Genomic DNA, 24411 nt, shown 5'->3' on the forward strand with positions numbered 1-24411 from the left:
CCCAGATGAACAAGCACATCATGCAGGACGCCCAGCAGGTCGCCCTGAGCTTCCTCATCCGTCAGGCGTCGCTCATCGAGCCGACCGTCTATGCGATGCGGTATCAGGAGATCCAGTATCAGGCCCTGATCCCCGTCGACACCTCGGCGCCGGAGTGGATCCAGTCCGTCACCTATTTCTCGATGGACGGTGTCGGCCAGGCGCAGTGGTTCCACGGCAACGCGGACGACATGGCCAAGGTCGAACTGACCCGCGAGAAGTTCGAGACCTCCGTCTCGATGGCGGGCATCGGCTACGGGTACACGCTCGAGGAGCTTGGCACCGCCCAGCTGCTCGGCATGAACCTGACCGCCGACAAGGCGACGCTCGCACGCCGGGTCGCCGAGGAGAAGATCGACCAGGTCGCTTTCGCCGGCGATGCCGGCAAGGGCTTCACCGGTCTGGTCAACGCCTCGACCCCCACCGCCACCACGGCGCCGGCCGATGGCACCAGCTCGGCGACGACCTTCGCCAGCAAGACGCCGGATCAGATCCTCCGCGACATCAACGGCCAGCTGACCGGCATCTTCACCGGCACGCTCGGCGCCGAAATCGCGGATACGCTGTTGCTGCCGTACTCGGTGCTGCTCGACCTTTCCACCCGCCGGATCGACGCGGTCAACCAGACCACGATCCTCGAATGGATCGAGCGAAACAACATCTACACCCGCACGACCGGTCAGCCCCTGACCATCCGCGGCGTGTTCGGCTACCTCGACACCGCCGGCGCCTCCAGCACCAAGCGGATGGTCGCCTACCGGCGCTCGCCCGAGGTGCTGAAGATGCACATCCCCATGCCGTTCCGGTTCCTGCCGGTCTGGCAGACCGGGCCGCTGCGCTTCGACGTTCCGGGCATCTTCCGCCTGGGCGGCGTCGACATCCGCCGGCCCAAGGCCGTGCGCTACCTCGACGGCATCTGAGGAGGTTCGGCGATGAAGATCACCAATATCTCCAAGGGGCCGCGCGGCGTGAACAGCGTCGACGGTCCGGTCCTGATCGAGCCCGGCGAGACGGTCGAGATCGAGCTCAGCGCCGCGGAGGACAAGGTCGCTCGCAAGACCGGCTGGTTCGAGTTCGACGGGAAGGCCAAGGCGGAAGCCGCGCAGTCCTCGACCGGGCAGAAGGCGGAGCACCGCGGCGGCGGGCGCTACTTCGTCATGGACGGCGACAATCCCGTCAGCGAGGTCATGACGAAGGCCGACGCCGAGGCCTTCAACGCTCTGTCCGACGAGGACAAGGCGGCCTTCCTCAAGAAGGACTGAGCCATGGCCAAGGCCCCGCTCTACACCGTCACGAACCTGCGCCAGGAGCCCAGGTTCGCCATGATCGGTATCCGCAAGGAGCCGATCGACGCCGGCCGCTCCAAGGAGCTCCCGATCTCGGAAGAGACCGTGGAAGCCCTCGCGGCCGACGGCTTCAAGATCACCCGCCCCGACGGCAAGGTGATCCAGGCGAAGAAGGCCAAGGCTGACTGATGCCGTACACCACCCCGACCGCTGCGCAGTTCAAGGCGAAGTTCCCGACCTTCGCAGCGGTCGCCGACGCCACGATCGATAACGCGATCGCCGAGGCTCTGGCCTCGGTGGATACGTCTTGGATCGAGGCTGACTATCAGCCGGCCGTCATGTACCTCGCCGCGCACATCATGACGATCGACGGCGTCGTGATCGGTTCGGCTGGGCTCGGAGACGGCGCCGGCATCATCAACGCTGGCCTCGTCACTGACATGAAGGTCGGCGACGTCACGGTGAAGCTCTCCGACGGGGCCGCCGGCGGTGGCGGCAATGGCTCCGGCTATCGCTCGACGCCCTATGGTCGACGCTACCTCGAGCTGCTCCGCCGCAATCATCCTGCGATTGCCCTGGTCTGAGCCATGATCCGGGCGAGGGTCACGCATCGCCAGCGCGGCGATCTCCGCGGCCATATCCTCAAGATCGAGAAGGCGCTGCAGGGCCCGAAGAAGGTCAAGGTCGGATTGCCGGCCGGGAAGGCGGACAAGGACATCGTCTCGATCGCCGTGTGGAACCATTTCGGCACCTCTCGCGGTATCCCGCCGAGGCCATTCATCACCGTCGCCGTGTTCAAGTCCCGCGGCGAGATCCGGGCCAACCTGCGCCGGGTGGCTTACAGCGTCACGGTGAATGGCAAGCCGCTTACTCCCGAGCTCCAGAAGCTCGGGGCGTTCGGAGCGGGCAAGATCCAGGATCAGATCGCGTCGAACATGCCGCCCGCCAATGCTCCTTCGACGGTCCGGCAGAAGGGCTCCTCGACCACGCTCATCGATACGGGCCGTATGCGCCAGAGCATCACGTGGGAGCTCGATGCAGGTTCAGCGGGCTCCGGCGGCATTGGCTTCAAGGGTCGCTCGAAATGACCTTCCTCGGTGGCATTGCAGGAATTGCCGTCGACGCCATGGCGCGCCCGGCAACGCTGATCCGGGCGGCGGCGGGCTCATATGTCGGCGGCCAGTGGGTGGCGAGCGGCCCGACCAGTTCATCCATCCGCGCCGTTATCCAGGCCCCAAGTGAGGCGGACATCCGCCAGCTGCCGGAAGGCGAGCGTACCGAGGCATTCGTCACGATCTGGTCGCGCGCCGATCTGCGGACCGCTGATGAAGACGCCCGTACTGAGGCCGATCGCGTCACCGGCGAGCAGGGGCAGACCTACAAGATCGTCCGCGTCGTCGAGCGCACCGAGGCCGGGTTCACCCGCGCCATAGCCAGGCTGGAGAGCGATGGACGAGGACGGGGCATATGATGCGCTGCGCGCCTTCCTGCTCAAGATCGAGGCGGATGCCCGCCTGATCGATCCGGCTCGGCCCACCTTCGGCGACGTCATCCGTGATGCCGAGGGTGCCCCGCGCCCGCATGGCCCTCACGCCATGATCGAATTCCTCGCCGATCGCGACACCGAGGAATTCAACGACGAGCGCTACAGCGCGATCACAGTTGGTTCGGGCCCCAGCGCCGAAGAGCGCGTGCTGATGTGCAAGTCGCGCGGCGTGGAGTGGCTGTTCCGCGTCCATGTCTATGCGCCGCGACCGATGGACTGGTCCCGGTTGTTTGTCGCCGGCCTCCGCAGCGCGGAATCGTCGGTCTGGATGGCGCCGCTCGTCGTCCGCGAGGTCCGCGACATCAAACGCGAGCCCCAACTCATCCAGCAGCGCTGGGAGGGCAGGGCGATGTTCGAGGTCGTCCTCGGCGCAGTCGCCACCGAACCGCTCCTCATCGACGTCGTCGAGCGAGGCGAGGTCATCACCCAAGGCGCCGGCGGAACGACCGTCACGGCGGGTTTCCCCTACATCAAGCCATAGGAGCCGCTGATGGCGCGCTTGCCGTATTCCCGCGTCGTGGATGTGACCCTGACGCGGCAGGATCGCTTTGCCGTCGCGACCGGCTTCTCGGTTGCGCTGATCGTCCAGACCGAGAGCCTCGTCGGCATCCTCGATGCGACGCATCGGACCAAGCTGTACAGCGACATGACCGAAGTGGCGGAGGATTTCGACTCCGCCGATGCGGCCTACAAGGCGGCGAGCGCGATGTTCGCGCAGAACCCGCGCCCGCGGCAGATCAAGATCGGGTACCGCAACCCCGCCAATCCGATCACGGACGAGCTCGACGCGATCTACACCGCCGATCCCGACTTCTACTGGATCGGGTTCACCGCGGAGATGCGCGACACGATCAGCGCGCACCTCGCCGCCGATTGGGCCGAAACTCACAGCGTGCTGATGGGGCTCGATTCCAACGACACCTCGACCGAGACGGCAGCCGCCGAACCGGACAAGACCAGCACGGTGACAATGACGATCGCTTCGCCTGCGGTCATCACCTGGACCGGTCACACCCTCCAGAACGGCGATCAGGTCCGGTTCACCACCTCGGGCGCACTGCCGACCGGCCTCACCGTCGGCACGACCTACTACGTGATCAACCAGGCGACGAACACCTTCCAGGTTTCGGCTACGCTCGGCGGCTCGGCGATCAACACCACCGGCACGCAGAGCGGCACTCACACCGCGACCTCGCCTCAGTATGGTGGCTCGATCGCCGAATACATCGAGTCGAAGGGCTATGACCGGTCGTTCGTGTTCTATCACACCGACACGACGCTCTACGGCGCCCTCGCCATGCTGGCCTATGGCGCGACGCGCGATCTCGACCGCGGTAATCTGCGGGCGGCTCAGCGCGGCGACATCAACAGCGGCAACGCCTATACCCTCAAGTTCAAGAAGCTCGCCGGCATCATCGTCCTGAACAAGGCCTCGGCCGTCGTCCAGGCGATCACCGGCTTCGTGCCCGGGCTCGGCGTCGACCCCGCGCAGGGCCACGCCGCGAACTGCTATGTCGATATCGGCGGCTTGCCGATGTTGGTCGAAGGCACGGTCGGTTCCCGCGCGTTCATCGACGAGATCCACGCTTCGGACTGGATCGTCGCCCGGATGCGCGAGGCGCTGCTCTCCACGCTCGCGAACAACCCCCGCATCCCCTACACGAACCCGGGCGTCGGCATCCTCTGCAACACGGTGCGCAGCGTCATGAACCGCGCCGTCGCTGCCGGCATCGTCGCTGGCGACTTCGGCGAGGACGACACCGAGTTCACGCCCGAGTTCACCATTGCGGTCGACCGGGTCGAGAACATCCCGCCAAGCCAGCGCCGCAACCGCATCGCCCCCGATATCAAGGTCGATTTCCGCTACGCCGGTGCGATCCACTACGCCTCGGCCTCGATCACCCTGCGCTTCTGAAGCGGCGCCCATCTGACCAGGAGCATTGAAGATGGCTGACAATTGCCCGTCGCTGACGATCTACGCCATGCAGAATGTGGCCGTCACCATCGACGGCCGCCCGGTGATCGGGCTCTGGGAAGGCGACGACGCGGTCACGATCGAGCGCAACACCGACCTCGGCACGCCGCTGATCGGTGCCGATGGTGCCTCGGTGGTGTCGCTGACCTCGGACCAGTCCGCACTGGTCACGCTGAAGTTGATGCCGAACTCGGCGATGAACCAATATCTCACCCAGCGCGCCAAGGCCCTGCGCGCTGGCTCGCAGCGCCTGATGGTGCTCGGCGTCATCGACACCTCGACCGGCGAGGGCGGTGGCTGCTCCAACGTCGTCATCACGAAGGAGCCGAACAAGAGCTATGGCGGCAACGCCAGCGAGCGCGAATGGGTGCTGTTCTGCCCCTGCTGGCAGGAGAATGACATCATCTACAACCCGGCCTAGCGGGGCTTCTTCTGGTTTTCGATCCAGACATTGAGGTCGAGATCAGCCGGCGTTTCGACTTCAACGCCGTCGAGCATTACCTGCGGCGCCTTTTTGATCGCTTCGATGAGAGCCTCAAGGAGCGCCGCGTTTTCGACTTGGGCGACGATCATCTCATTCATCGACGTTTCGAGTTGAGCCTGGCGTTTGCCGAGGGCCTCGATCGCGGCGAGGATTTCGTCATGCGGGGCTTTCGGTTCACGCGCCATGCCGGCATCGGACCCGATCGCGCAGCGCAAATCAACGGGATAGGCAGACGGACGATCCCATGGCCTGCGCAAAATGTGAGGCGGCCCGCCGCGCGCTTGCTGCATCGGCGCGCCAGGCGGCCGGCGGCAACCTGAAACAGGCGGCATCTTCCTTCCGCGAGGCAGTCCGGCACGCCGCGGAAAGCGATCGCGTCCGCAAGATCACGATGAGGAAACCGAATGGCTGAGAAGAAGATCGACGGGCGAACGGTTCGCTATGACCGCATGCCGGCTGATAAAGGCCTCGACATGCTCCTTCGCGTCGTCCAGGTGCTAGGCGCCGCCGACGATATCGCGGCCGTGCTGTTCAGTGGGCGTCTCGACACGGATGCGGAAGCGATCGCGGCGATTGCCAAGTTCTGCCGGACGATGGATCGCAAGGTTATCTACGACATTCTGATCGAGATGGCTGAACGCTGCTATGTCGATGGCGAGAAGGCCGTTGCCGGGGTGCTCGACCTGAACGAACTCATCTCCATGGCGGTCTTCGCGCTGAGGACCGAGTTCGGCGGTTTTTTTACCGACGGCGCGGGAGCGGTCCTCCAGAGGGCGCGCCCGGCGGCGTAAGCCTGTCGCAGTCGCAGATCAAAACGGTCGCGCCGAACGTCTCAAAACACCTCTACCTCTGGCGCCCGACGCGCGCCGACCCGCCCTTGGCGACGATCCACGAGCTCCGGTCGATCTACAACATCGACGACCTCGCGGACTTTCACGAGATGATGGATCTCGAAGAGCACCTTCAGGCCAAGGCCATGGAGGAAGCCTCTCGGCCGGGACCTCGTCGCTGACAATCCCTTAGCGATCATCATGACACCAATGCATCCTTCAGACGGGAGGATGAGGCATGCGAGCGATCTTGGTTGTCGTGGCTTTGCTGGCAGCCGGCTCAGCCGGGGCGCAGGAGAAGACCGTCAGTTTCGCCGATCTCGAAGCCAATCGGCCGGCGCTGGCGGGTGACGCGGTGATGGTCACCGGAGTGACGATCTTCAACTTCGCTGAAGGGCGCGGCGGATTCGCCCGCGATGCCAGTGGCGGAGCCAAGCTCGACGACGCCGGCATGTCCCCGCGGCTGATCTACCACCTCGAACGCCACTGCAAAGGAGCATCGGCCAACCCGCCGAAGCCCGAGTGCAAGGGCACTTTGACGTTCAAGGTCACGCTGCGTGAGGAATTCCGCGGCGGCTTCACCATCCGCGAAGCCGAGTTCCAACCCGACAAAGAGTGAGCGCTGATGGCCGTCCTCGAAGAACTCGTCTCCAAGCTTGGGTTCGAAGTCGAGGGCCTGGCCAAGCTCAAGGCCGCCGCCAAGGCGTTCGCCGGCGTCAAGAACGACGTCATCAAGTCGGCCAATCCGCTGAGGCAGGCGGGGGCGACTGCGGGCGTCACTGCCGTCGCGGTCGGGCGGCTCGGGAACGAGTCGCGCAAGAGCAGCCGCGGCGTGCTGTTGCTCTCCACCGCCTTGAGCGGACTCAAGCGGGCCGGCTCGGTCGCGCTTGGCGTCTTGCGCGCTGTCCTGCTGGTGGCCCTGCGCCTCGTCCCAGCGTTCGCCGGATTGGTAGCCGGCGGTGGCGTTCTGGCCGGTGTCCTCGCCGCGATCGGCGCCAAGGCTGCGCTGGCCCGCCGTGAAATGGCGATCACCGCCAAGACGGCAGGCACCACGGCAGGGCACCTCGAAACCGTCACCAACATCTTCAAGGGCCTCGGGCTCGGCGACGAAGCGGAAAAGTCCGCCCAGGCCGCTGTCGAGAAGATGAACGAGCTCACCAAGGCCATCAAGAAAGGTGGCGAGGAAGGCGCCGAGGCGAAGAAGAAGCTTCAGGGCTTCGGTATCGATAGCAGCCTTGCGATCGGCGCCGACGGCAAGATGCGTGATTCCTCGGCGCTGCTGCTTGATGCCGTAGAGGCATACAAGACGGCTCAAGGCAAGGCGCAGGCGCTCCGGAAGAAGCAGGAGACGACCTCAAACCCGCGCCAGAAGCGCAAGGTCGGTGCACAAGCACTCGACCAGGAGCGGAAGGCGGACCAACTCGCCGAGAACGCCGGCATCGAGGGCAAGCTCAAGGTTCTGATCGACGATAAGTCGATGCCCGAGCTCCGCGCGATGTATGATCGCATGGCGTCGCTAATGCCGACCACATCGCCCGGCAGCGAGCAACAGCAGGCCGAGGTCGCCAAGCAGGCGGCCGAGGCCGGGCTGAAGTTCGACGCCGTGCTGAAGGGTGTGACGGATCGCTTCACAGAACTCGGCGTCGTGGTCGCGTCGCAACTGCTCCCCCCGCTGAATTCCTTCCTGGACGGCGTCGTTGGCTTCGCAAAGAAGATCGGTCTCATCTCGGAGACGGTCGGCGAGCGGAATGCCCGAACCGAGCAGGAGCGCGAGGCCAACCGTGCTCGCGCGATGAGCGCTCCCCGCACAGTCGAAGAGGCCGAGCGCGCCGCTTCGGAATCCGACCGCCGGTTCGAACGGCGGACGGCGGAGCGCGCGGAGGCCCAGCGGGCCCGGCGTGCAGAGAGCGCCACGGCGGCTCGGCAGGAGTTCGAGGGACAGCGCAGCCTGCCCGCCCGTGACAAGGACACTTCGCCGGCGCCTGGCTGGCTCGACGGGCTCAAGTCAATTTTCCAATCAGTCCCGAAGATTAAGGCCGATCTCTCACCTGAGATGAACGCCTCGAAGATGAAGAACGCCGCGGCGCAGACCAAGGTCGATCAGACCTTGACCGCGACGGCGACGGCCACCGCCACCTTCAACGGCATCTTCGATGAGACGGCGGCCAAGAAGGTCCAGCAGATGATCGATCAGAGCATCCAGCAGGCGGCCGGAAAGCTGAAGGCGCAGGGTGCCGGCGTGCTCGGCGCCATCTCCTCCAAGGGCTCGAATTCAGGGACGGCTGCTGCCGCTTCGCCGTGACCTGCATCGCCATCAGCCGCAAGATCGGCCCGGTGAAGCTCGACGCGGTGATGCGCGAAGAGCACCGTGCCGAAATGGAGATTGCCGAGCATCCGGTCGAAAGCGGGGCGAAGATCAGCGATCACGCGTGGTCGAAGCCATACTCGGTGCGGCTGGAGGCGGTCGTCGGCAGAGCCCGAGCCAAGGATGCCTGGAAGCAGCTGCTCGACTTCCAGGAGAAGGCGGAGCCCTTCGACCTCGTCACCGGCCTCGTCATCTACAACAACATGCTCGTCAAAGAGCTTAGCGCCACCCGCGATCCCGAGAACAGCCAGGTCCTGCATTTCGAGTGCGAGCTGCAGGAGATCCGGATCGTCGATACCGAAGGCGGCGGCAACGACGATGCCGCCAATGGCGGCAATTCGAAGAGCGATGCCGCCAAGAAGACCTCTCAGCGCGGGCAAGTCGCCGCGCGGCCAGCACAGAACATCCCGGCCAACACCAACGCCACATTCGCTAACGCCTACGCAGCGCAGCGAGGCTGAGGTCCACCCATGCCCACTGTCATCCGCGAGTTGCCGATCACCTCGGCGCCGTCGCAGGCGTTCACCACGACGCTGTCAGACAAGCGCTGCGACTTCCGCGTCAACTATTCGACTTGGGCGAACCGCTGGTCGTTCGACCTCGCCGTTGAGGGTGTGTCGGTTCTCGCCGGCCGGCGCATCGTGACGGGCGTCGATCTGATCGCGCCGTTCCGGCTCGGCATCGGCTCGATCATCGCCGCAGGCTGGGGTGACCAGAGTTCTGAGCCCAACCGCGACAACCTGCCGGCCGGCATCGTCCGGCTGTTTCATCTCAGCGAGGAAGAGGCATGACCCGGCAATGGATGCGCGAGATCGAGGTCACGATCTCGGGCTCGGCCGGCACGCTCACGATCAAGGACCTCAAGATCGACTTCTCCGTCCAGAAGTCGATCGGGTCGAAGCAGAACACCGCGACGATCTCGGTCTGGAACCTGACGAAGTCGCATCGCAAGCAGCTCGGCGAGGAGTTCGATCAAATCGAGCTCAAGGTCGGCTACCGCGACGGCCCGAAGACGACGCTGTTCAAGGGCTCGATCCGCGACGTCACCAACACGAAGGACACCGCCGATATCCAGTCGGAGATCGAGTGCGGCGATGGTGACGAGGGCATCAACAAGGGCGCCGTCAGCAAGACCTTCGACGCCGGCACCAAGCCCAAGGAGATTATCGAATACGTCGTGAAGGAGATGCCGAAGACGACACTCGGCAATCTCTCCGCGGGCATTTCGAAGCTGGCGCCGTTCAACCGGCCGGTCACGCTATTCGGCTGGGGCTTCCAGGCGCTCGACACGCTGGGGCGCTCGAACGGCTTCTATTGGTCCATCCAGAATGGCCAGGTCGAAGTCGTCCAGTACGACGAGGTGATCGAGGACGGTGGCCCGATAGTCATCTCCTCGGAGACCGGCATGATCGGCGTCCCCGAGGTCACGGACAAGGGCGTGAAGGTGAAGGGGTTGCTCAACCCCAACATCATGCCGGGCCGGCAGATCGATGTGCGCTCGGATTTCCTCGACGAGGACAGCGGGCGCGACAAGCGCAAGTCCGATGAGGGTGGCGGCATCTTCCGCGTCTCGAGCTGCACCTTCTCCGGCAGCAACCGCGGCGAGGACTATTTCGTCGACGTGGAGGGAAACCGCGTCGAAGGCGGAAAGGTTCGGAAGTAATGGCTGGATATCAGGGATCGTCAACGCGCAAGGACCCCAGCGAGGCGCTTTTCGGCGCGATCGAAGCCGAGCGCCGCGAGATCAACACGGTTATTGACGGCGTCATCGTCACGTTCGACCGCGCTACCCAGCGGGCCACCATCAAGCCGAAGCTGGAGCGGAAGTTCGGCGACAAGGTCCTGCAGGCGCCCGATCTCAAGGAGATCAAGGTCGCCATGGCGGCGGGCGGTGGCTTCGGGGTCCACTACGATTTGAAGCCAGGCGATCCGGTCACGCTGCTGATCCGTCAGCGCAGCGTCGACAAGAGCCAGACCGAGGGCGGGAACACGGACAACGCCCCTGGTCGGATGCACGACCTGTCGGATGCGGTCGCCTATCCAGGCGGCGGCGAGGACTCGAAGGTCATGTCGGGCATGCCGGAAGGCGGGGCCCATATCGGCTCGACTGACGGCAAGAAGGGCCTGCAACTGCGGGCCGATGGCTCCGCGGCGATCGTCGGAGGCTCGGACGGGTCCGACAAGTTCATTGTCGCGCCCGATGGTAGGATAGATCTCAAAGCCGGCGGCGAAACCCTCTTCGAGATCCTCGGCGATTTCGTGACGATCTTCAAAAACCACGCGAACGCTTCGTCGCCGATGCGGCCGAGCGATATTGCCGCGGCCGATTCTCTGCTCGTTCGGATCGGCCTCATCCGGGGTTATTGAGCGATGGCGCAATTCGTCGGCCTCAGCATCCAGCCCCATAACGACCTGCAGCTGGATGAAACTGGCACGCCGGTTCTTGTCTCCGAAGGCGAGGCGATCGGCCAGCATATCCGCCAGCGGCTGATGCTCTGGTCCGGCGAGTGGTTCCTCAATGAGGCCGCCGGCGTGCCCTGGCTCGATCATGTCCTTGGACGGCCGCCCTCTGAGATCGAGCTCGCTGAGGCCGTGATCAAGGCGGAGATCATGGCGACGCCTGGCGTCGCGGAGATCATCGAATTCGAAGCGCGCTACGACCGCGCTTCACGCGGGTTGAAAATCGACCGGTGCCAGGTCGCGACCGTCCTCGACGACCTGATCGATCTCGAATTCTGAGGCAGCAATGGCTTACGGCGTCAATCCGAGCGGCTTCGAACTGAAGCGGCTGCCGGAGATCCTTGCCGATCTCGAAGCGGCGAACATCGCGACCTTCGGACCGGGCGTCATCCAGACCGCAGCTTCGCCGCTGGGCCAGATGAACGGCCTGCATTCCGACCTCGCGGCCTCGCTCTGGGAACTGGCGCTCTCGGTCTACCAGAGCCTCGACCCCGACCAGGCCGAAGGCGCCAGGCTCGACCAGATCGCCAAGCTGCGGCTATTGTCGCGCGGCGCCAGCGAGAGCGATCTCGAGTTCCGCCAGGCGGTCACCAATGCCGGCCGGGCCCGCATCGACATGAGCGACCTCTCGCAGGCGCTCTCCGCGCTGACCGGCGTCGCCTATGCTCAGACCTATGTCAACGATCTCGATGCCGCCGATTCCGATGGCATCAGCGGGCATAGCGTTGCGGCGGCCGTGCTCGGCGGCGATGACGACGCGATCGCGCGCACCATCCGGGCCTATGTCGTGCCCGGCATCGGCACTTACGGCAACACGACCGTCGAGACTGAGATCGAAGGCTTCTGCCGCTCGGTGCGGATCATCCGCCCGGTTGAGGTCCCGATCGAGCTGATCGTCAATGTGATCGCGCGGCCAGACCGGAATGGATGTCCGCCGCCGGCGGGGCCGGTCATCGCTGCCGGCATCGCCCAGGGCATGACCGGAGCAGAGCGGCCACGCAACGGGCAGGACGTGACCGAATTCCTCGTCCGTCGCATCGTCGAGAGCCGCTATCCGATGCTGGAGGTCAGTGAAGTCAAGGCGGCCAGAATTCCTGCGACGCCTGTCCCTGTTCCGCTCGCGATTGGCTTCTTCGAGATCATGAAGGTGTCGGTCGACAAGATCACCGTCTCGGTGGCGTGATGGCAGAGCGGCCATGTCCAGTTCCCGGTGAGCTCGTCGAGATCGAGATCAACCGGATTGCGACGCAGTATCGCGAGGCGACGAAATTCCTCGGCCTAATCCGCAACATCCTTGCGGAAGGCGAGGGGGCCGCGATCAGCCTCTGTGCTGTGCCCGATTTCTTCGATCTCGACACGGCGGTGGGCGATCAGCTCACGATCCTCGGCAAATGGCTCGGGTTCCCGCGCTGCCACTGCGTCTGTGGTGCAACGCCGCCTGTCGCCGGCTTCGACTGCGGCGGGACCTATACCGGGCCATACACACTCGTCGGCTTCTGCGCGCCGGGCTCCAGCTGGATCAATTGCCCGACACTCGGCGACGGCGAGGTCTGCCTCGACGATGACGAGACCTATCGGCGTTATCTGCGCGCCCGCCGCTATCAGATGCTCGGGCTCTACGATCTGGCGTCGCTGCAGGCCGCTATCCAGCTGATCTGGGGCGCGACCGCACAGGTCGCTGATACCGGCGTCGGCAAGGTGATCCTGTCTCCCGGGCGCGCGTTGACGGACGACGAGACTGCGCAACTACCCATTGCCTTCCGGGTCTTCCCGATCGCCCCAGGCATCAAGGCCTTCGTCCATCTCGGCACCGGCCCGATCGCCGGCTTCGGCACCGGCTGGTCCGGCTTCTGCCAGGGCGCAGAATGGCTCTGCGCCACCGATCCCCAAACCTATTTCTGCGTCGCCTGACACGAGGTCCTCATGGCCGATTTCTCCCCGGCATTCGCTCATCTCTATCCCAGCCTGCGGATGCCGACCGCCGGCGAGATCGACAATGGCTTCGGCTGCGGGCCGCTCGACCTCGATCTGTTCAACGGCCTTTGGAACGCGCTCTATCAGGAGCTCGGCGCGCTGATCACGTTGACCGGCGGCACGCCGACCAATGCGAAGATGCAGCAGCTCGCCGAGGCGATGCAGAGCGGCGGCCTGAACTGGGCTGTCGCGACGGGCTCCGCCAATGCCTGGACGGTGACGCCCGCGCTCGCGGTTCCGGCCTATGCCGCGGGACGCGTTCTCTGGATCAAGCCGCCTGCGGTGAACACCAGCACGACCGTCAACGCCAACGTCAGCACGCTCGGCAATCGTCGCGTCAAGAAGGCGGATGGCATCGATCCGGTGCCCGGTGACTTCGGCGTCCGCTGGTACCCGTTCCTCGACGACGGCACGAACCTCTGTGCTGTAGCCTTCTTGCCCAGTGATCTCGCCGCGAACAAGTCGCCGTTCAACGTCACCCGCATCCTATACAATGCTCGCGTCTCGCTCTCGGGATCGGGACAGGTCACCTATCAGACCGGCACCTACACGAAGAAGTCGGCGACCTCACAGCTCGTGGTCGAGGTGTCGACCAATCTGTTCGCTACCGGAACGGCCGCAGGCTTCGGTCGCGTCTCCGGTCTGCCGACCAATCTCGATTTTACTACCAGGAACGCTGACGGGAGTGTCAGCTCGCCAGCCTGTACCGGCAGCAAGATCTACGCTGGGCTTGCCGCTGGTGTAGTCAACTGGACATGGTCCTTCGGCCGAGGGGACGCCTTGGCGTGGAACAGCATCATCAATCCCCGAACCACTGACACCAGCTACCTGCCTGCTGAGACGACCTCCTTCATTCAGTTCTCGGAGCTTGAGCCATGAGCGGCACAACCAAAGTTGGCCCTGAGGCCGTGGTCGAGGTGCTGCATGCTCTTGGCGCCAGTGCGGTCGAAGACATGCGGAACAAGTCCGGCGCCCTGATCGGCTACAAGGTCTCACCGGCGATCGACCTGACGGAATATGGCGCGGCGCTTGCGCAGATCGAGGAAGCTAATCGAGCTGCCGACTGGGCGAGTTTGCGCCGAGAGCGCGACGCTCGTTTACGAGATTCGGACTGGACGCAGATGCCGGACGCGCCGTTGGTCACGGAATCGCGCAGCGCCTGGGCAACCTACCGGCAGGCACTGCGAGATCTGCCGCGCGTTACGACTGATCCCACGAACCCGACCTGGCCGGATTTGCCTGCAAGCTAGCTATTCGGGCGGCCGCTGAACCCGGCCGCTGCTCTATATTGGGTTGTAGCCCACCGGTACCGGGACCGACTCCCGACTTGGCCAGGATCGGCCGTTTCCAAAGAGACAATCATGTTCAAGCTCAAGCGGCTTCTGGCCGTTTGCGCGCTCGCGCTCCTATGCGGGACCGCGAATGCGCAATTCTTCTCGGGTTGGTCCGCCCAGGACGCGGCCGATCAGGAGACCATGGATTATGCGGCCGACCTTGAAGGGCGCGCCTACTACCAGTGGGACGCCATCCGGGTTCAGTCGCAATTCTCCGTCATCACCGCCAGCAGCATGACGGCTGAGGCGTTCAGAGATGGCGTCGCCGGCGCTGTGCGATCGGTCCACAAGGTCCAGGCTTGTGACGTCCAGGCACCCACCTTCAGCTATTACGCGGGAACCTGGGAGGTCTACAGCGACGCGAAGCGGTCCGACGAAGTGCTCCGGACGACCATCTACTACGGCGCGCCGTCTGGTCCGGCCGCAGGCTGGAAGCGCCCCGTCGTTGTCGTGAATGACGGGATGGGCGCGCGCTACGCGATCGGCACCGCGGCGCCTCGCGCTACGGGGGAGAATGTCGCTGAGATCTTGCGCGCTGACGGTCATCCGGTTCTGGTCGTGGCCTTGAAGGGCTTCGACGACAAGTATTTCCGGGGCGGCTGGGGTTCCTCAGGGCTCTTCCAGTTCGATGGCTTCGCCAAGGCTCGCGGCACTTCGCCTATGTCGATCTGGATCCAGGACGCTTACGACGCGGTGTGCCTACTGAAAAGCTGGTTTCCAGCGGCGTCGATCGGGATCACCGGCGTCTCGAAAAGCGCGACCGTGGCCGGCTCCGTCGCTCTGATCCATTCGGATGTGGATGTGGTCTATTTGGCCTCGGGCTTTTCCGCCTTCGAGAGCAAGTTCTACTCGCTCGGGGCGTGGTCCTATGGGATGGGGGAGCGCCTGCTCTACGAGCGCAACGCCATCCTCGTTGCTCTCTTTGACAAGCCGCTGCGGCTCAGTTTCTCGATGAGCGATGACATCAGCTATCGGGTCGAGGCCGCTCAGGGGCGCGTCTTGCACCCAGTGAACGCTGTCCGCGCCGGATGGGGGAAGCCACTGGTGACGCAGTTCTCCAACTCGCCGAGCCATTACTACAGCGCCGCCGACGTGACGGCTTTCTTCGCGCAGTAGAAGGGCACAGCGGTCGACACTCTTCCGTCGCCGTAGGCAACCATTTAAGGTTGCGGGGCGAACGCGAGGAGCGAAATGAAGAACGCCAAGACGGCCGAGCACTACACGAAACAGTGGGGCTCGGAGCTCGATTTCAAGACCTTTGTCCAGAAGAACCCGGCCGCTGCGTCGGTCATGCCGGCGCGTCAATTGCCCTGGCCTGCGCTGTTCGAACGGATTCGGCAGGAAGCCACCACAGGCCCGGTGTCGGTTTACGACGCCGCCTGCGGCTTCGGCGACATTCTTCGCCAGCTGACAGTCGATCCGAATCCGGAAGGTCTCTCCTATCTCGGGGCCGATATCCACGGCTCGCTCGACACCATTGAGCAGACCTCAAACTCGCGCATGATCCAGTGGGACATCACTGATCCTCTGCCGGGCGGCGAGAAGTTCGATTTCGTCCTCTGTCGGGCCGCGATCCATCACACCCCGGATCCGGAGGCGACGTTCCGGACACTCATAAGCCACCTCAAGCCCGGCGGCACGATCGCTATCACGGCGTACGCCAAGAAGGCCCCGATGCGCGAGGCGGTTGACGACGCAATGCGGGAACTCGTCATTCCGATGAGCAACGACGAAGCGTTCTCAGTGGCAAATCAATTCAGCAAGCTTGGGCGCGACCTACAGGCCTGCGATGGCCTGATCACGATCGTCGATGACTTGCCCTTGCTCGGGGTCAAGGCTGGAAAGTACAAGGTGCAGGACTTCATCTACAAGTATTTCATGAAGTGCTGGTACAATCCGAATTTCACCGAAAAGCACTGTGATCTCGTCAATTATGACTGGTATCACCCGCCCTATGCGTATCGCTACGAGGTGCACGAACTCGACCAGTGGGCGACATCGAACGGTCTCACCGTGACGGTTCGCGGATCGATCGAGGCGCAGCACTATATGGAAGCCGTGCTCTAGGCTGCGTCACGGCTTGTCTAAACCCTACTGCGGCGGCCCAATCGCGATCGAGGCCGCCGTTAGTCCTGGCAACTGGCTCAATAAAAAGTCTGCCCATCCTTTCTGCGGGATGGGTGCATGGGGAGCCCATTCTTAAGCACCGTCCAAAACAGCTGCCAGTCGAATCTTTCTGGCCAAATGAATTTTCTATCGGGCGATAGAGAATTCAAATAGAATTGGCCGAGGTCTATCATTGCCTCAGGTATTTTTTCCGGCAGAACATCGCGAGCATCGATCGAACCGGGAAATGGTCCGCGTCCTTCAATCCCCTTATAAATAACAGAAGTTTCTTTGATTAATCTTTTCATAGCTGGGTGAGAGCGCAGATCGTCCGTTGCAATCGACCCGATATTTTCGACCGCGCGGCGAATTGCGTTCTTGTCCATCTCATATTTCACGCCATTTTCTATCGCCTTCTCTTCGGACAGACGAAGGGCGTCTTCCAATGCATTGACGGTCGATGCGTCGCCGTATTCCCAACCACCAGCACCCTCGCGCCGCAGTGGTAACTTTCCGAGAGCCTGTAGCCAAAGCGGCGTCCGTTCCCATTTTCCAATGACCGGGTCCACTACCGAGTTCCTTCAGTCCTGTCGTTTGATCGAGCGCATGCCGCATCTAGCGAGCGGGCTGGTAGTGTCGCAAGGAGCGTCCCCGATCAAGCTCTCCTCATCAATCTCAGCGGCTGAGCTTGGGCGGGTATTCGGCTCTGCTTTTAAACCAGCGGCTTCTGGTAGATAGCGTTGAATCGAAACTCGCTATAGGGGCTCTTGGAGTGCACGTTCTCGATGATGACCGGAGTTCCCATCTCGGACCCCAGCTTGATGAAGGCGTCTCGCCTGAAGTAGTAGCCGACTATCGCCGGTTCGGTCTGTTCTGTCCGGCTCATTAATGACTTTATGGTTCGGGCCAGCTGCCCGGCCGGCGGCCGGCGCGGCCCGCACCAAGCGGGCCATACTGTTCATTCAGCGCCGACTGCACCTGATGGACGCGCTCCTGAAATTCCTCCTGACTGGCCGCATCAGGGATGGACCCGATGAGCACTGGCCATATCGATCTGACCTTGGCGGGTGTCCCGCTTTTCAAGCTGAGCTGAGCTCGCCGTGCCTGTCGTAGGAACCACAGCGCCTCATGCCCCGCCACCCGCGACCGGTCAACTAGCCGCCGCTGGGCGGCTTTTGCATATCCGGAGCAACACCGATGACTGCGCAGAACTATGCGCGGGCGCTGTCCCGCGTCCTTGTCCATGAAGGCGACTATTCCGACCATCCTGCGACCCGGGCGGGGCGACGATGAATGGCGCGCCTCCCGGGCTACTCTAGCCTCTCAGAGCGTAGCGCCGTTGCGCAGGGCTAGGACCCAGCGTCCAATAGCCTCCAGATGCGCGGGAGGCACCAAAACCATAAGAACAAGAATGCTAAATACGAGCACCACGACACGCCCAGTCGAATGGAGTAGGGCAAGCAATCCGACAGCTGTCGCGAATATCCAATTCGAAAAACTAAGATAGACCTGAAGTTGCAGAAGAGCGAACGCTGCTATAGCTAGCGCTATGGCGCGCATGGCGCGAATAAATACAATTTCATCAAAGTGCAGTGACATGCATCCCCCCGGATCTGTCGCGCATTCAATAATTCGCACGGCGGTGTTTTGCAATTCGGATGGCTGCGCGGCGAGGTTGTTCCACCTCTTTCAGAGCGTGCCGCCGTTGCGCAGGACGAGGAGCCAGCGTCCCGCGCTCTCCAGAAGCCCGGATGGCAGCAGCGCCAGTATAATCAAGATGCTGAGGCCCAGTCGGGCTACGCGCTCTGTCGAGTGCATCGTGCCGAGCAACCCGAAGGCAATTGCAATCAGCCAAGCCGGCGAAGTCAAATAGGGTTGCAACTGGAATAAGATGAACGATGTGATGGCCAAGACTGCGCCGCGCACTGCACGAACTAACAGGGCGCCTTCCACGTCCATCGACATAGTTGCGAGCCTCCCGCCACCTGTTTGGATTAAACCTTAGGCAGCCTCTTCGCAACCCGAGAGTGCCACGCCCTGGCAGCATTCACCCTATGAGGGTTGGCTGACCTTTGCCGCCTTCGGGCGGCTTTTCCATTTCCGGAGCAACACCATGACGAACGCTGATCTTCAGCGGGCGAAGGCGTCCGTCTTTGCCCAGCCCAAGGCTACCCGGCGGATCGAAGAGATCATCATCCACTGCACGGCGACGCCCGAGGGGCGCGCGGTCTCGGTCGATACGATCCGCAGCTGGCACATCGGCCAGGGCTGGAAGGACATCGGATACCACTGGGTCGTGCTGCTCGACGGCACCGTGAAGCCCGGTCGCCCGGAGGCGCAGATCGGCTCGCACGTCGCTGGCCACAACACCGGCACGCTCGGAGTCGTTTATGTCGGCGGCGTCGCCGCCGACGGCAAGACGCCGAAGGACACGCGAACCCTAGCCCAGAAGGCCGCTTTGCTCGCGCACGTCAAGGCGCTGATCGAGCGCTATCCGACCGTCAAGAAAGTGACTGGCCACAACCAGTACGCGGCCAAGGCCTGCCCCAGCTTCGACGTCCGCAAGGACGAGCTCGGCCGCCTGATTTGATCCTGCTGACTATTCAGCCATCCCGATTGGTCCCGCGCCTGGCGCGAACTGACTTCACCACCAGCAGCAGCATGGAGAGCAGCATGATCAACAACGTTCAGTTCTGGAGCTTTCTGCGCCAGATCCTCCTGGCCGTCGGCGGCGGCCTCGTGACAAAAGGCTATCTGGATAGTGGCACGCTGGAGGCGATTGTCGGGGCAGTGATCACGATCCTGACGGCGGCGTACGGCCTCTATGTCCGCCGCAAAGCGGGCTTGGTCGCGACGGCCGCGGCGCTCCCGGAGGTTGCGAAGATCGTCACCACGCCGGAGATCGCAGCGAAGGTTGACGATCCTGCGACAGTCGTGACACGCGGATGAGCGGGGAGGGCGGCATGCCCCATCGCGACAAGCCACTGCCGGTCCGGCTCTATCTCGGCATCCATGACCACTTTCCGGCTCGGCGGTCGGAGTGGGTGCTCGCCTGCATCCTGATTGCCTGGGGCTGGATCCTGCTGAAGCCAGCCGATGCTTTCGCTGCCAGCCCCGCTTGGGCCCAGATGGCCGCGATGATGAGCGAAGACGCGTGGGGCAAGCTCGCCATCTCAATCGGCGCTTTCCGGCTCGTCGCGCTCATCATCAACGGCACCTTCTCCCGGACGTGGTACGGCCGCTGGTCGCCGCATGTCAGGGCGCTGGCGAGCTTCCTCACCTGCTTTCTCTGGTTCCAGATCTCGTTCGGTCTTTGGAATTCCGATGCGGCGACGACTGGCCTTGCTGTGTATCCCGGCCTGCTTGTGCTCGACGCGATGAACATCGTCGCCGCGACACGTGACGCGGGGAGCATGGACAAGGCCGTCTCCGATGACCGACCCTAGCGCGCTCACCACCGAGAACATCATCGGCACGCTGATCGCCGGTATCGGCATCGGCATCTATGCGCTGCGGGAGTACTTCAAGACCCGAAAGGCGCCGGCAACCGCTCAGAACGGCGACCGGGTGATTCCGGGCGTCACGATCGCGGACATGCAGCCGATCCGCGAGCTCGCGGCTGAACAGGCGCGCACGACCGCCGCCAATGAGCGGATCGCCGTCGCGGCCGAGGGGCTTCTCAAACTCCTGCGTGATCAAGCCCAAGACGACGCCATCGAGGAGGAGGTCGAGCGCCGTATTCGGCAACGCGATGTCGATCGCCGCCGGCGCACCGTCAGACCCTGAATTGCTGGGCTCGCGCCCGGCGATCGCCTGGCCCCGTAAGGGCTGCCCTCCTTGGGCGTTTCCTCCCTAGACTGGCCCGGTCTCGCTCACGCGTGGCCGGGCCTTTTTTCGTTTCTGGGGCTTACTGGCGAGCCGCGTCCGCCGCCCGCGTTGCGGGTGTGGCATCCGTTCTGCTCTTGATGTCATGGGCCACGGCTTGAGCAATGCTCACAGCCAACTTCAGGGACCATGCACCTTTAGGGGGATTCGCGAGCGCGAGTTTCCTCATGTCGCACGTCGGCTTGATCGCCTTTTCCAAATCGACCAGATCTTGGCCTGAGCCTTCGTTCGCGCTCCAAGTTCCCACCGTGTTGCGCTCAGGGACGATGCAATTCGCAATCGCTGCATAGGTGGCGGGTGTGGCGAACTGTAGGTGGTAGGCGTGGCACAGGGCCGCGTATGCGGCCCGTTGCTCAATGCCCCGTGGTATCTTCGCGATGTCAGCGTGGCGCCGCCACATCTCATCGCAGGTCATAACGTCGTCTGTTGCGGTCATGGTGCTGGCGAGTCTCGTGCGGGTGGGCGTCGCGAGGCGATGGCTTCATTCCCGCAGGTTTCACAAACGAGCACGCATCGTCTAGAGCGTTTGGCGCGGTGGCGAAGGGTAGCGGATGTGCATCTCATAGCCAAAGGCCTCCTGGTGAGCCACCGCCTCGACTAGGAGCGAAAGTCGCGCACCTTCCCTGAGGTTGGCTCGACCAATCGCTCGCGGGCGCTAGATCAGATCGTCGTTTGTTTGTACCGCTCGATCTCGCTGATGAGATGCGCCACGGCCGCCTCGCCACGCTTCTGCTTGATGCCGCTGGCGCTCTCGTCCTGAGCGCCTTGGACGCCGTAGAGCATGCCCTTGAGCTTGTCCGGCTTCATCCCGGCGAGATAGGCGATCTCGCATTCGTGCTTCCACTCTTCCGACCAGGTCGAGACTTCCCGGCCGGCGAGGCGGGAATAGGTCATGGGCGGGGCGTCGGGTGGGTACGGCATCGGCTGCTCCTTTGCCGGATCGTCTATCGGCAATCAGAGTTGAGTCGCCAGCCGCCGCCCGCTCAATATTTCCGGCGGCCCTCAGCACGCGCCCTGAGCCTCGCCATATGCTCGTGGTGATGCTGCCAGCCTTCGGGGCCAATCTGCTCACGGCAGTGCTCGAAGGCCTTGCGAAAGGCGACCATCGCCTGCTCTCGCGTGTCCTCGGTCCCTTGTTGCAGCGGCAGTCCATTGCGGAACCGTCCGGCGTGGATGTGCACAACCCACTGCCAGACGGGCGGATTGTCGGTCCGGCCCTGATGCAGCACGATGGCCCCCACTCCGACGCCGTCGCAATCGACCGACCAGAACTTGTCGTTGTCCTCGGCGCGCGGGCGATCGTTGTACGTCCTGCGCAGGGTCAGATTGAGTGTCATAGCGCCCTGATCTGCTCTTCGAACTCCTCGGGGATCGCCCCGTGCCGCGCCAGAACAGCGACGGCGCTTACCTCGCCGGTTTCGTCATCCGCGACCACGTGCATCACTGCCAATCCCTCAGCCGTGCGGGCCATTCGCTCGCCGTCGTTCAGCGCATGATGGCGGGTCTTTGACGGGACGCGCTGGCTTGGCACCAGGCGCTTCCGGTGTGTTCTGAAGGGCTGGATGAAGAAGCTGTCGACGTTGGCCATGGCTTGACTCTCCTCGGGTATCGTTCTCATTATGTTCTCATACTGGAGAGCGAAGCCGATGTCAGCCGTGCCGTTGCCGGACACGTCGCCAATGACGGAATTGGAGACCGAGATCGACGACGTGATCGCCGAGCACGGCAGCGAGCGCGCCGCGATCCGGGCTCTGCTGCTCGACTTGGCTGAGCTCGCGCGCGACGGCGATCGAGCTTCGTCCAGAGGCTACCTGCGCGGCCTGTTTTCGGAGGGCGCCCGGCCGCTCCCAACCGATGACGAGCCGTGATGAAACCCCGCATCCGGAGACGACGCTTGAGCATTATCCCTGGATCATCGTCAGGTTTCGGTGCACGCGCTGCAGGCGCTACGGCGATGCCCGGCTGGCGCGGCTTGCCGAGAAGTTCGGTGCGACCGAGACGATCGCGAGGCTGGTTGAGCGCTTCCACGCGACGTGCCCGCATCGGCCGGCCAGGCGCAATGGCCGGCTTGTGCATAGCCCGGAGCCCTGTGGCGGCTACTGCCCTGATCTTGGCTCCAACGTGCCACCGGACCTGCCGCCAAGCCTGTCCGGACTGACCCTGATCCAAGGAGGCAAAGATGGGCAGCTCACGGAAAAGCCTTCCCGAAAAGACCGTCGCCGCGTTGTCGGCGATTGAACGGCCGGTGGCCAACCTGATCTATGCGATCGAGAGCGTAGGAGAGACTGGCCAGCCTTACGTGATCACCTGCGGCGAGATGCTGGACCTCGGCCTGTTCGACGAGGTCGAGGTCATGGGCTGGGTCACCTATCAAGTCTCCAGTGATCTGAAAGCCGTGCTGGAAGGCCATGGCTGCTACTGCAGCGGCCCCTACCTCGGTCACCCCGAGGTTGGCGCCGATGACTACTATCTGGTCGAGCGCAAAAAGGCCGCATAGGCTGCCAGCTGTCAGATTGGAGGCGTCGAATGTGCGGCAGGTACAGTCAGGCCTATAGCTGGGAAGAGATCGTCGCCTTCAGCCAGCCGCTGATTGTGCCTGCGGACCGCCCGAATCTGCGGGCGCGCTACAACATCAGCCCAACGGCGGAGGTCGATATCCTCGTTCTGACCGAGGCTGGCCGCGAGCTTTGGAAAGCGCGATGGGGCCTGATCCCGAGCTGGTGGAAGAAGTCGGCGAAGGAGACTGGCTCAACCTTCAATGCCCGCATCGAGGGCGCCGATAGCAGCGCATTCTTCCGGTCAGCCTGGAGCAAGCGCCGCTGCATCATTCCGGCGAGCGCTTTCTATGAGTGGACCGGGGAGAAGGGCGCCAAGATCCCGCACCGCATCAGCGCGGCGGACGGTGGCTTGATGGCGTTCGCGGGCCTATGGGAGCGCTGGACCGACACGCAGACCGGCGAAGAAGTGGTTTCCTGCACGATCATCACCCGCGACGCCGATCGCTTCATGTCGAAGCTGCATGATCGGATGCCGGCGATGCTGCGCAAGGAGGATTTTCAGGCTTGGCTCGATGGTTCAGGCGGCAAGGAAATCCTGATGCGGCCGCCGCCGGAGTTGCAGGAATGGATCGTCTCGACGCGGGTCAACAGCAGCCGCGCCCCTGATGATGATCCGACGCTGGCTGATCCGGTCGAGCCCGCGGCGGAAGAGCCGGAGCCCGAATCTCCTAAGCAGGGCGACCTGTTCTGATGGGCCATTGGGAGCAGATCGGCGTCGAAAACCGCGAGGAGCGCGCGCGCCGATCTGCCTGGCCGCACTGGCGGCAAGAGGTCTATCGGTACGGCAAAACAGCGATCATTGCTGCGGCCTGGGGCGCTTCAGTGGCGATAGGTCTCTGGCTGTTCGGCCTGCTCTGAGAGGTCGTCAGGCTCGACGCCGTCGGCGCGCCATTCGCGGACAAGCGGGCTACGGCGAGCGCAGGTCGAACGATGCGTCCTGGCTCGCGCATTCGTGATCTGCATACTGCATATGCGTTGCAACCGACAAAGATTGAAGTTGCAACCTAAGGGTTAGCTAGGGAGATTACCCTAGTTGCGTGGGCCTGAGTGATTCGTGTTTGTAAGTATCCGAACAACTCAGATGGGGGAAACATCATGAATGAGGTCAACCATCGGGTATTCGCCCGATCGGCTTCGCCTGCTCAAAAACACGACCCTGCTTTGATCGCCGCTACGAAATATCAGCGAATATACAACGATTATCTCGCTCTCGTGAAAGTTGAGGGGCATTTGGTCGAAAGTGCGAACCTTGACCAAATGCATGAGAGATGGAGTTACGCGCTGGGAAAAGCGCTGGACACAATCCCGACGACTTGGCCTGGAGTGCTCGCTCTGCTCGACATCTGCACAGACAGCGGATCGATCGGAGAAAGTGTCGAGGAGCTCAAGGCCGGCATAAGCTCGATCGCCACGGGGGTTCGGCGCCTCCTGTCGACGGAGTTCAAGGCCGCCTGATCTCTCGCCGGCATATTAGCTGCCAAGGTGTGAAGTGGCACGTGCTAAGGTGCCGAAGGTATGCAGGGACCTGTTCAGACGAGCTTGAACCGATGGGGTGACGGTTATCGCCTC

At 63.4% G+C, this 24411-nt stretch carries 41 protein-coding genes; 33 read left to right on the forward strand and 8 right to left on the reverse strand.

The genetic code is table 11. The features are described from left to right. The first annotated feature begins 5 nt into the window (after positions 1 to 5). The 9 genes from AC3WLC_RS14765 to AC3WLC_RS14805 are packed head-to-tail and all read left to right on the forward strand — an operon-like array spanning position 6 to position 5267. Positions 6 to 959, forward strand: coding sequence for a DUF2184 domain-containing protein (locus AC3WLC_RS14765; RefSeq protein ID WP_493684690.1), 954 nt, complete (start codon positions 6 to 8; stop codon positions 957 to 959). Between the two features lie 12 nt (positions 960 to 971). Next, positions 972 to 1301, forward strand: coding sequence for a hypothetical protein (locus AC3WLC_RS14770; RefSeq protein WP_493684691.1), 330 nt, complete (start codon positions 972 to 974; stop codon positions 1299 to 1301). Positions 1302 to 1304: 3 nt separating this feature from the next. After that, positions 1305 to 1514 (forward strand): hypothetical protein, encoded by a 210-nt coding sequence (locus AC3WLC_RS14775; protein WP_493684692.1) that lies wholly within the window; start codon positions 1305 to 1307, stop codon positions 1512 to 1514. Further along, positions 1514 to 1909, forward strand: a complete 396-nt coding sequence (locus AC3WLC_RS14780) for a DUF4054 domain-containing protein (protein WP_493684693.1) — start codon at positions 1514 to 1516, stop codon at positions 1907 to 1909. The genes AC3WLC_RS14775 and AC3WLC_RS14780 overlap by 1 nt, the downstream gene beginning before the upstream one ends. A gap of 3 nt (positions 1910 to 1912) precedes the next feature. Beyond that, positions 1913 to 2413, forward strand: coding sequence for a hypothetical protein (locus AC3WLC_RS14785; RefSeq protein ID WP_493684694.1), 501 nt, complete (start codon positions 1913 to 1915; stop codon positions 2411 to 2413). After that, positions 2410 to 2796 carry a hypothetical protein gene (locus tag AC3WLC_RS14790; RefSeq protein WP_493684695.1) on the forward strand — a complete coding sequence of 129 codons (387 nt, stop codon included), beginning with the start codon at positions 2410 to 2412 and terminating at the stop codon, positions 2794 to 2796. Before AC3WLC_RS14785 ends, AC3WLC_RS14790 begins: the two co-directional genes overlap by 4 nt. Then, positions 2774 to 3352: a phage neck terminator protein gene (locus tag AC3WLC_RS14795; RefSeq protein WP_493684696.1), complete on the forward strand. Its 579-nt coding sequence runs from the start codon at positions 2774 to 2776 to the stop codon at positions 3350 to 3352. The genes AC3WLC_RS14790 and AC3WLC_RS14795 overlap by 23 nt, the downstream gene beginning before the upstream one ends. Before the next feature lie 9 nt (positions 3353 to 3361). Next, a complete protein-coding gene (locus tag AC3WLC_RS14800; protein ID WP_493684697.1) occupies positions 3362 to 4786 on the forward strand; it encodes a hypothetical protein in 1425 nt (474 codons plus the stop codon). A 31-nt stretch (positions 4787 to 4817) separates the two neighbouring features. Further along, positions 4818 to 5267 (forward strand): phage structural protein, encoded by a 450-nt coding sequence (locus tag AC3WLC_RS14805; RefSeq protein WP_493684698.1) that lies wholly within the window; start codon positions 4818 to 4820, stop codon positions 5265 to 5267. Here AC3WLC_RS14805 and AC3WLC_RS14810 read toward each other — a convergent pair. Continuing rightward, a complete protein-coding gene (locus AC3WLC_RS14810) occupies positions 5264 to 5620 on the reverse strand; it encodes a hypothetical protein (protein ID WP_493684699.1) in 357 nt (118 codons plus the stop codon). The two genes, AC3WLC_RS14805 and AC3WLC_RS14810, sit on opposite strands and share 4 nt — an antisense overlap. 114 nt (positions 5621 to 5734) lie before the next feature. Between AC3WLC_RS14810 and AC3WLC_RS14815 the strand changes: the two genes are divergently transcribed. The 15 genes from AC3WLC_RS14815 to AC3WLC_RS14885 all read left to right on the forward strand — a co-directional run bounded on the left by AC3WLC_RS14815 (position 5735) and on the right by AC3WLC_RS14885 (position 16360). Continuing rightward, positions 5735 to 6121 carry a phage tail assembly chaperone gene (locus tag AC3WLC_RS14815; protein ID WP_493684700.1) on the forward strand — a complete coding sequence of 129 codons (387 nt, stop codon included), beginning with the start codon at positions 5735 to 5737 and terminating at the stop codon, positions 6119 to 6121. 86 nt (positions 6122 to 6207) lie between these two features. Beyond that, on the forward strand, positions 6208 to 6342 hold the full coding sequence (locus AC3WLC_RS14820) for a hypothetical protein (protein ID WP_493684701.1): 135 nt from the start codon (positions 6208 to 6210) through the stop codon (positions 6340 to 6342). Positions 6343 to 6398: 56 nt separating this feature from the next. After that, a complete protein-coding gene (locus AC3WLC_RS14825) occupies positions 6399 to 6779 on the forward strand; it encodes a hypothetical protein (protein ID WP_493684702.1) in 381 nt (126 codons plus the stop codon). 6 nt (positions 6780 to 6785) lie between these two features. After that, a complete protein-coding gene (locus tag AC3WLC_RS14830; RefSeq protein WP_493684703.1) occupies positions 6786 to 8462 on the forward strand; it encodes a hypothetical protein in 1677 nt (558 codons plus the stop codon). Continuing rightward, positions 8459 to 8986: a phage baseplate protein gene (locus AC3WLC_RS14835; RefSeq protein WP_493684704.1), complete on the forward strand. Its 528-nt coding sequence runs from the start codon at positions 8459 to 8461 to the stop codon at positions 8984 to 8986. The genes AC3WLC_RS14830 and AC3WLC_RS14835 overlap by 4 nt, the downstream gene beginning before the upstream one ends. Before the next feature lie 9 nt (positions 8987 to 8995). Next, entirely contained in the window at positions 8996 to 9316 is a 321-nt protein-coding gene (locus AC3WLC_RS14840) for a phage baseplate plug family protein (protein WP_493684705.1), read from the forward strand. Further along, complete coding sequence (locus tag AC3WLC_RS14845; RefSeq protein ID WP_493684706.1) at positions 9313 to 10188, forward strand: phage protein; 876 nt, start codon at positions 9313 to 9315, stop codon at positions 10186 to 10188. Before AC3WLC_RS14840 ends, AC3WLC_RS14845 begins: the two co-directional genes overlap by 4 nt. Further along, the gene (locus tag AC3WLC_RS14850) at positions 10188 to 10892 is read left to right on the forward strand and encodes a Gp138 family membrane-puncturing spike protein (protein WP_493684707.1); all 705 of its coding nucleotides are present in this window, start codon (positions 10188 to 10190) and stop codon (positions 10890 to 10892) included. Before AC3WLC_RS14845 ends, AC3WLC_RS14850 begins: the two co-directional genes overlap by 1 nt. Positions 10893 to 10895: 3 nt before the next feature. Then, positions 10896 to 11264 carry a contractile injection system sheath initiator gene (locus AC3WLC_RS14855; RefSeq protein ID WP_493684708.1) on the forward strand — a complete coding sequence of 123 codons (369 nt, stop codon included), beginning with the start codon at positions 10896 to 10898 and terminating at the stop codon, positions 11262 to 11264. Positions 11265 to 11271: 7 nt separating this feature from the next. Then, complete coding sequence (locus AC3WLC_RS14860; protein WP_493684709.1) at positions 11272 to 12168, forward strand: hypothetical protein; 897 nt, start codon at positions 11272 to 11274, stop codon at positions 12166 to 12168. Further along, positions 12168 to 12896 carry a baseplate wedge 1 family protein gene (locus AC3WLC_RS14865; protein ID WP_493684710.1) on the forward strand — a complete coding sequence of 243 codons (729 nt, stop codon included), beginning with the start codon at positions 12168 to 12170 and terminating at the stop codon, positions 12894 to 12896. The genes AC3WLC_RS14860 and AC3WLC_RS14865 overlap by 1 nt, the downstream gene beginning before the upstream one ends. Before the next feature lie 60 nt (positions 12897 to 12956). Next, positions 12957 to 13838, forward strand: coding sequence for a hypothetical protein (locus AC3WLC_RS14870; protein ID WP_493684711.1), 882 nt, complete (start codon positions 12957 to 12959; stop codon positions 13836 to 13838). Next, positions 13835 to 14209, forward strand: a complete 375-nt coding sequence (locus AC3WLC_RS14875; protein WP_493684712.1) for a tail fiber assembly protein — start codon at positions 13835 to 13837, stop codon at positions 14207 to 14209. Before AC3WLC_RS14870 ends, AC3WLC_RS14875 begins: the two co-directional genes overlap by 4 nt. Positions 14210 to 14320: 111 nt before the next feature. Beyond that, on the forward strand, positions 14321 to 15409 hold the full coding sequence (locus AC3WLC_RS14880; RefSeq protein WP_493684713.1) for a hypothetical protein: 1089 nt from the start codon (positions 14321 to 14323) through the stop codon (positions 15407 to 15409). A 75-nt stretch (positions 15410 to 15484) separates the two neighbouring features. Next, complete coding sequence (locus AC3WLC_RS14885; protein WP_493684714.1) at positions 15485 to 16360, forward strand: class I SAM-dependent methyltransferase; 876 nt, start codon at positions 15485 to 15487, stop codon at positions 16358 to 16360. A 77-nt stretch (positions 16361 to 16437) separates the two neighbouring features. Here the strand turns inward: AC3WLC_RS14885 and AC3WLC_RS14890 are convergent, their stop codons facing one another. The 3 genes from AC3WLC_RS14890 to AC3WLC_RS14900 form a co-directional block, all read right to left on the reverse strand. Next, the gene (locus AC3WLC_RS14890) at positions 16438 to 16968 is read right to left on the reverse strand and encodes a hypothetical protein (RefSeq protein WP_493684715.1); all 531 of its coding nucleotides are present in this window, start codon (positions 16966 to 16968) and stop codon (positions 16438 to 16440) included. A 754-nt stretch (positions 16969 to 17722) separates the two neighbouring features. Then, the gene (locus AC3WLC_RS14895; protein ID WP_493684716.1) at positions 17723 to 17998 is read right to left on the reverse strand and encodes a hypothetical protein; all 276 of its coding nucleotides are present in this window, start codon (positions 17996 to 17998) and stop codon (positions 17723 to 17725) included. A gap of 90 nt (positions 17999 to 18088) precedes the next feature. Next, entirely contained in the window at positions 18089 to 18364 is a 276-nt protein-coding gene (locus AC3WLC_RS14900; protein WP_493684717.1) for a hypothetical protein, read from the reverse strand. A gap of 148 nt (positions 18365 to 18512) precedes the next feature. On the opposite strand from AC3WLC_RS14900, the gene AC3WLC_RS14905 reads away from it, so the two are divergent. The 4 genes from AC3WLC_RS14905 (at position 18513) to AC3WLC_RS14920 (ending at position 20185) form a co-directional block, all read left to right on the forward strand. Further along, on the forward strand, positions 18513 to 18989 hold the full coding sequence (locus AC3WLC_RS14905) for an N-acetylmuramoyl-L-alanine amidase (RefSeq protein ID WP_493684718.1): 477 nt from the start codon (positions 18513 to 18515) through the stop codon (positions 18987 to 18989). A gap of 83 nt (positions 18990 to 19072) precedes the next feature. Next, complete coding sequence (locus tag AC3WLC_RS14910; protein WP_493684719.1) at positions 19073 to 19348, forward strand: Pam3-gp28 family putative phage holin; 276 nt, start codon at positions 19073 to 19075, stop codon at positions 19346 to 19348. 14 nt (positions 19349 to 19362) lie between these two features. After that, positions 19363 to 19845, forward strand: a complete 483-nt coding sequence (locus AC3WLC_RS14915; RefSeq protein WP_493684720.1) for a hypothetical protein — start codon at positions 19363 to 19365, stop codon at positions 19843 to 19845. Beyond that, entirely contained in the window at positions 19832 to 20185 is a 354-nt protein-coding gene (locus AC3WLC_RS14920) for a hypothetical protein (protein WP_493684721.1), read from the forward strand. The genes AC3WLC_RS14915 and AC3WLC_RS14920 overlap by 14 nt, the downstream gene beginning before the upstream one ends. Before the next feature lie 121 nt (positions 20186 to 20306). Here AC3WLC_RS14920 and AC3WLC_RS14925 read toward each other — a convergent pair whose 3' ends face one another. The 4 genes from AC3WLC_RS14925 to AC3WLC_RS14940 form a co-directional block, all read right to left on the reverse strand. Then, complete coding sequence (locus AC3WLC_RS14925; RefSeq protein WP_493684722.1) at positions 20307 to 20720, reverse strand: hypothetical protein; 414 nt, start codon at positions 20718 to 20720, stop codon at positions 20307 to 20309. 224 nt (positions 20721 to 20944) lie between these two features. Beyond that, positions 20945 to 21205, reverse strand: a complete 261-nt coding sequence (locus AC3WLC_RS14930; RefSeq protein WP_493684723.1) for a DUF7696 family protein — start codon at positions 21203 to 21205, stop codon at positions 20945 to 20947. Positions 21206 to 21267: 62 nt separating this feature from the next. Further along, positions 21268 to 21621 (reverse strand): hypothetical protein, encoded by a 354-nt coding sequence (locus AC3WLC_RS14935; RefSeq protein WP_493684724.1) that lies wholly within the window; start codon positions 21619 to 21621, stop codon positions 21268 to 21270. Continuing rightward, positions 21618 to 21872 carry a hypothetical protein gene (locus tag AC3WLC_RS14940; RefSeq protein WP_493684725.1) on the reverse strand — a complete coding sequence of 85 codons (255 nt, stop codon included), beginning with the start codon at positions 21870 to 21872 and terminating at the stop codon, positions 21618 to 21620. Before AC3WLC_RS14940 ends, AC3WLC_RS14935 begins: the two co-directional genes overlap by 4 nt. A gap of 58 nt (positions 21873 to 21930) precedes the next feature. Between AC3WLC_RS14940 and AC3WLC_RS14945 the strand changes: the two genes are divergently transcribed. From AC3WLC_RS14945 to AC3WLC_RS14965, 5 genes are all read left to right on the forward strand, one after another. Continuing rightward, positions 21931 to 22152, forward strand: a complete 222-nt coding sequence (locus AC3WLC_RS14945; RefSeq protein ID WP_493684726.1) for a hypothetical protein — start codon at positions 21931 to 21933, stop codon at positions 22150 to 22152. A 311-nt stretch (positions 22153 to 22463) separates the two neighbouring features. After that, the gene (locus tag AC3WLC_RS14950) at positions 22464 to 22781 is read left to right on the forward strand and encodes a hypothetical protein (protein WP_493684727.1); all 318 of its coding nucleotides are present in this window, start codon (positions 22464 to 22466) and stop codon (positions 22779 to 22781) included. A 29-nt stretch (positions 22782 to 22810) separates the two neighbouring features. After that, positions 22811 to 23533, forward strand: a complete 723-nt coding sequence (locus tag AC3WLC_RS14955; RefSeq protein ID WP_493684728.1) for an SOS response-associated peptidase — start codon at positions 22811 to 22813, stop codon at positions 23531 to 23533. Then, complete coding sequence (locus AC3WLC_RS14960; RefSeq protein WP_493684729.1) at positions 23533 to 23700, forward strand: hypothetical protein; 168 nt, start codon at positions 23533 to 23535, stop codon at positions 23698 to 23700. The genes AC3WLC_RS14955 and AC3WLC_RS14960 overlap by 1 nt, the downstream gene beginning before the upstream one ends. A gap of 237 nt (positions 23701 to 23937) precedes the next feature. After that, the gene (locus tag AC3WLC_RS14965; RefSeq protein WP_493684730.1) at positions 23938 to 24297 is read left to right on the forward strand and encodes a hypothetical protein; all 360 of its coding nucleotides are present in this window, start codon (positions 23938 to 23940) and stop codon (positions 24295 to 24297) included. Positions 24298 to 24411: the final 114 nt, after the last annotated feature.

This window comes from Allobosea sp. GW821-FHT03A12, assembly GCF_058986765.1.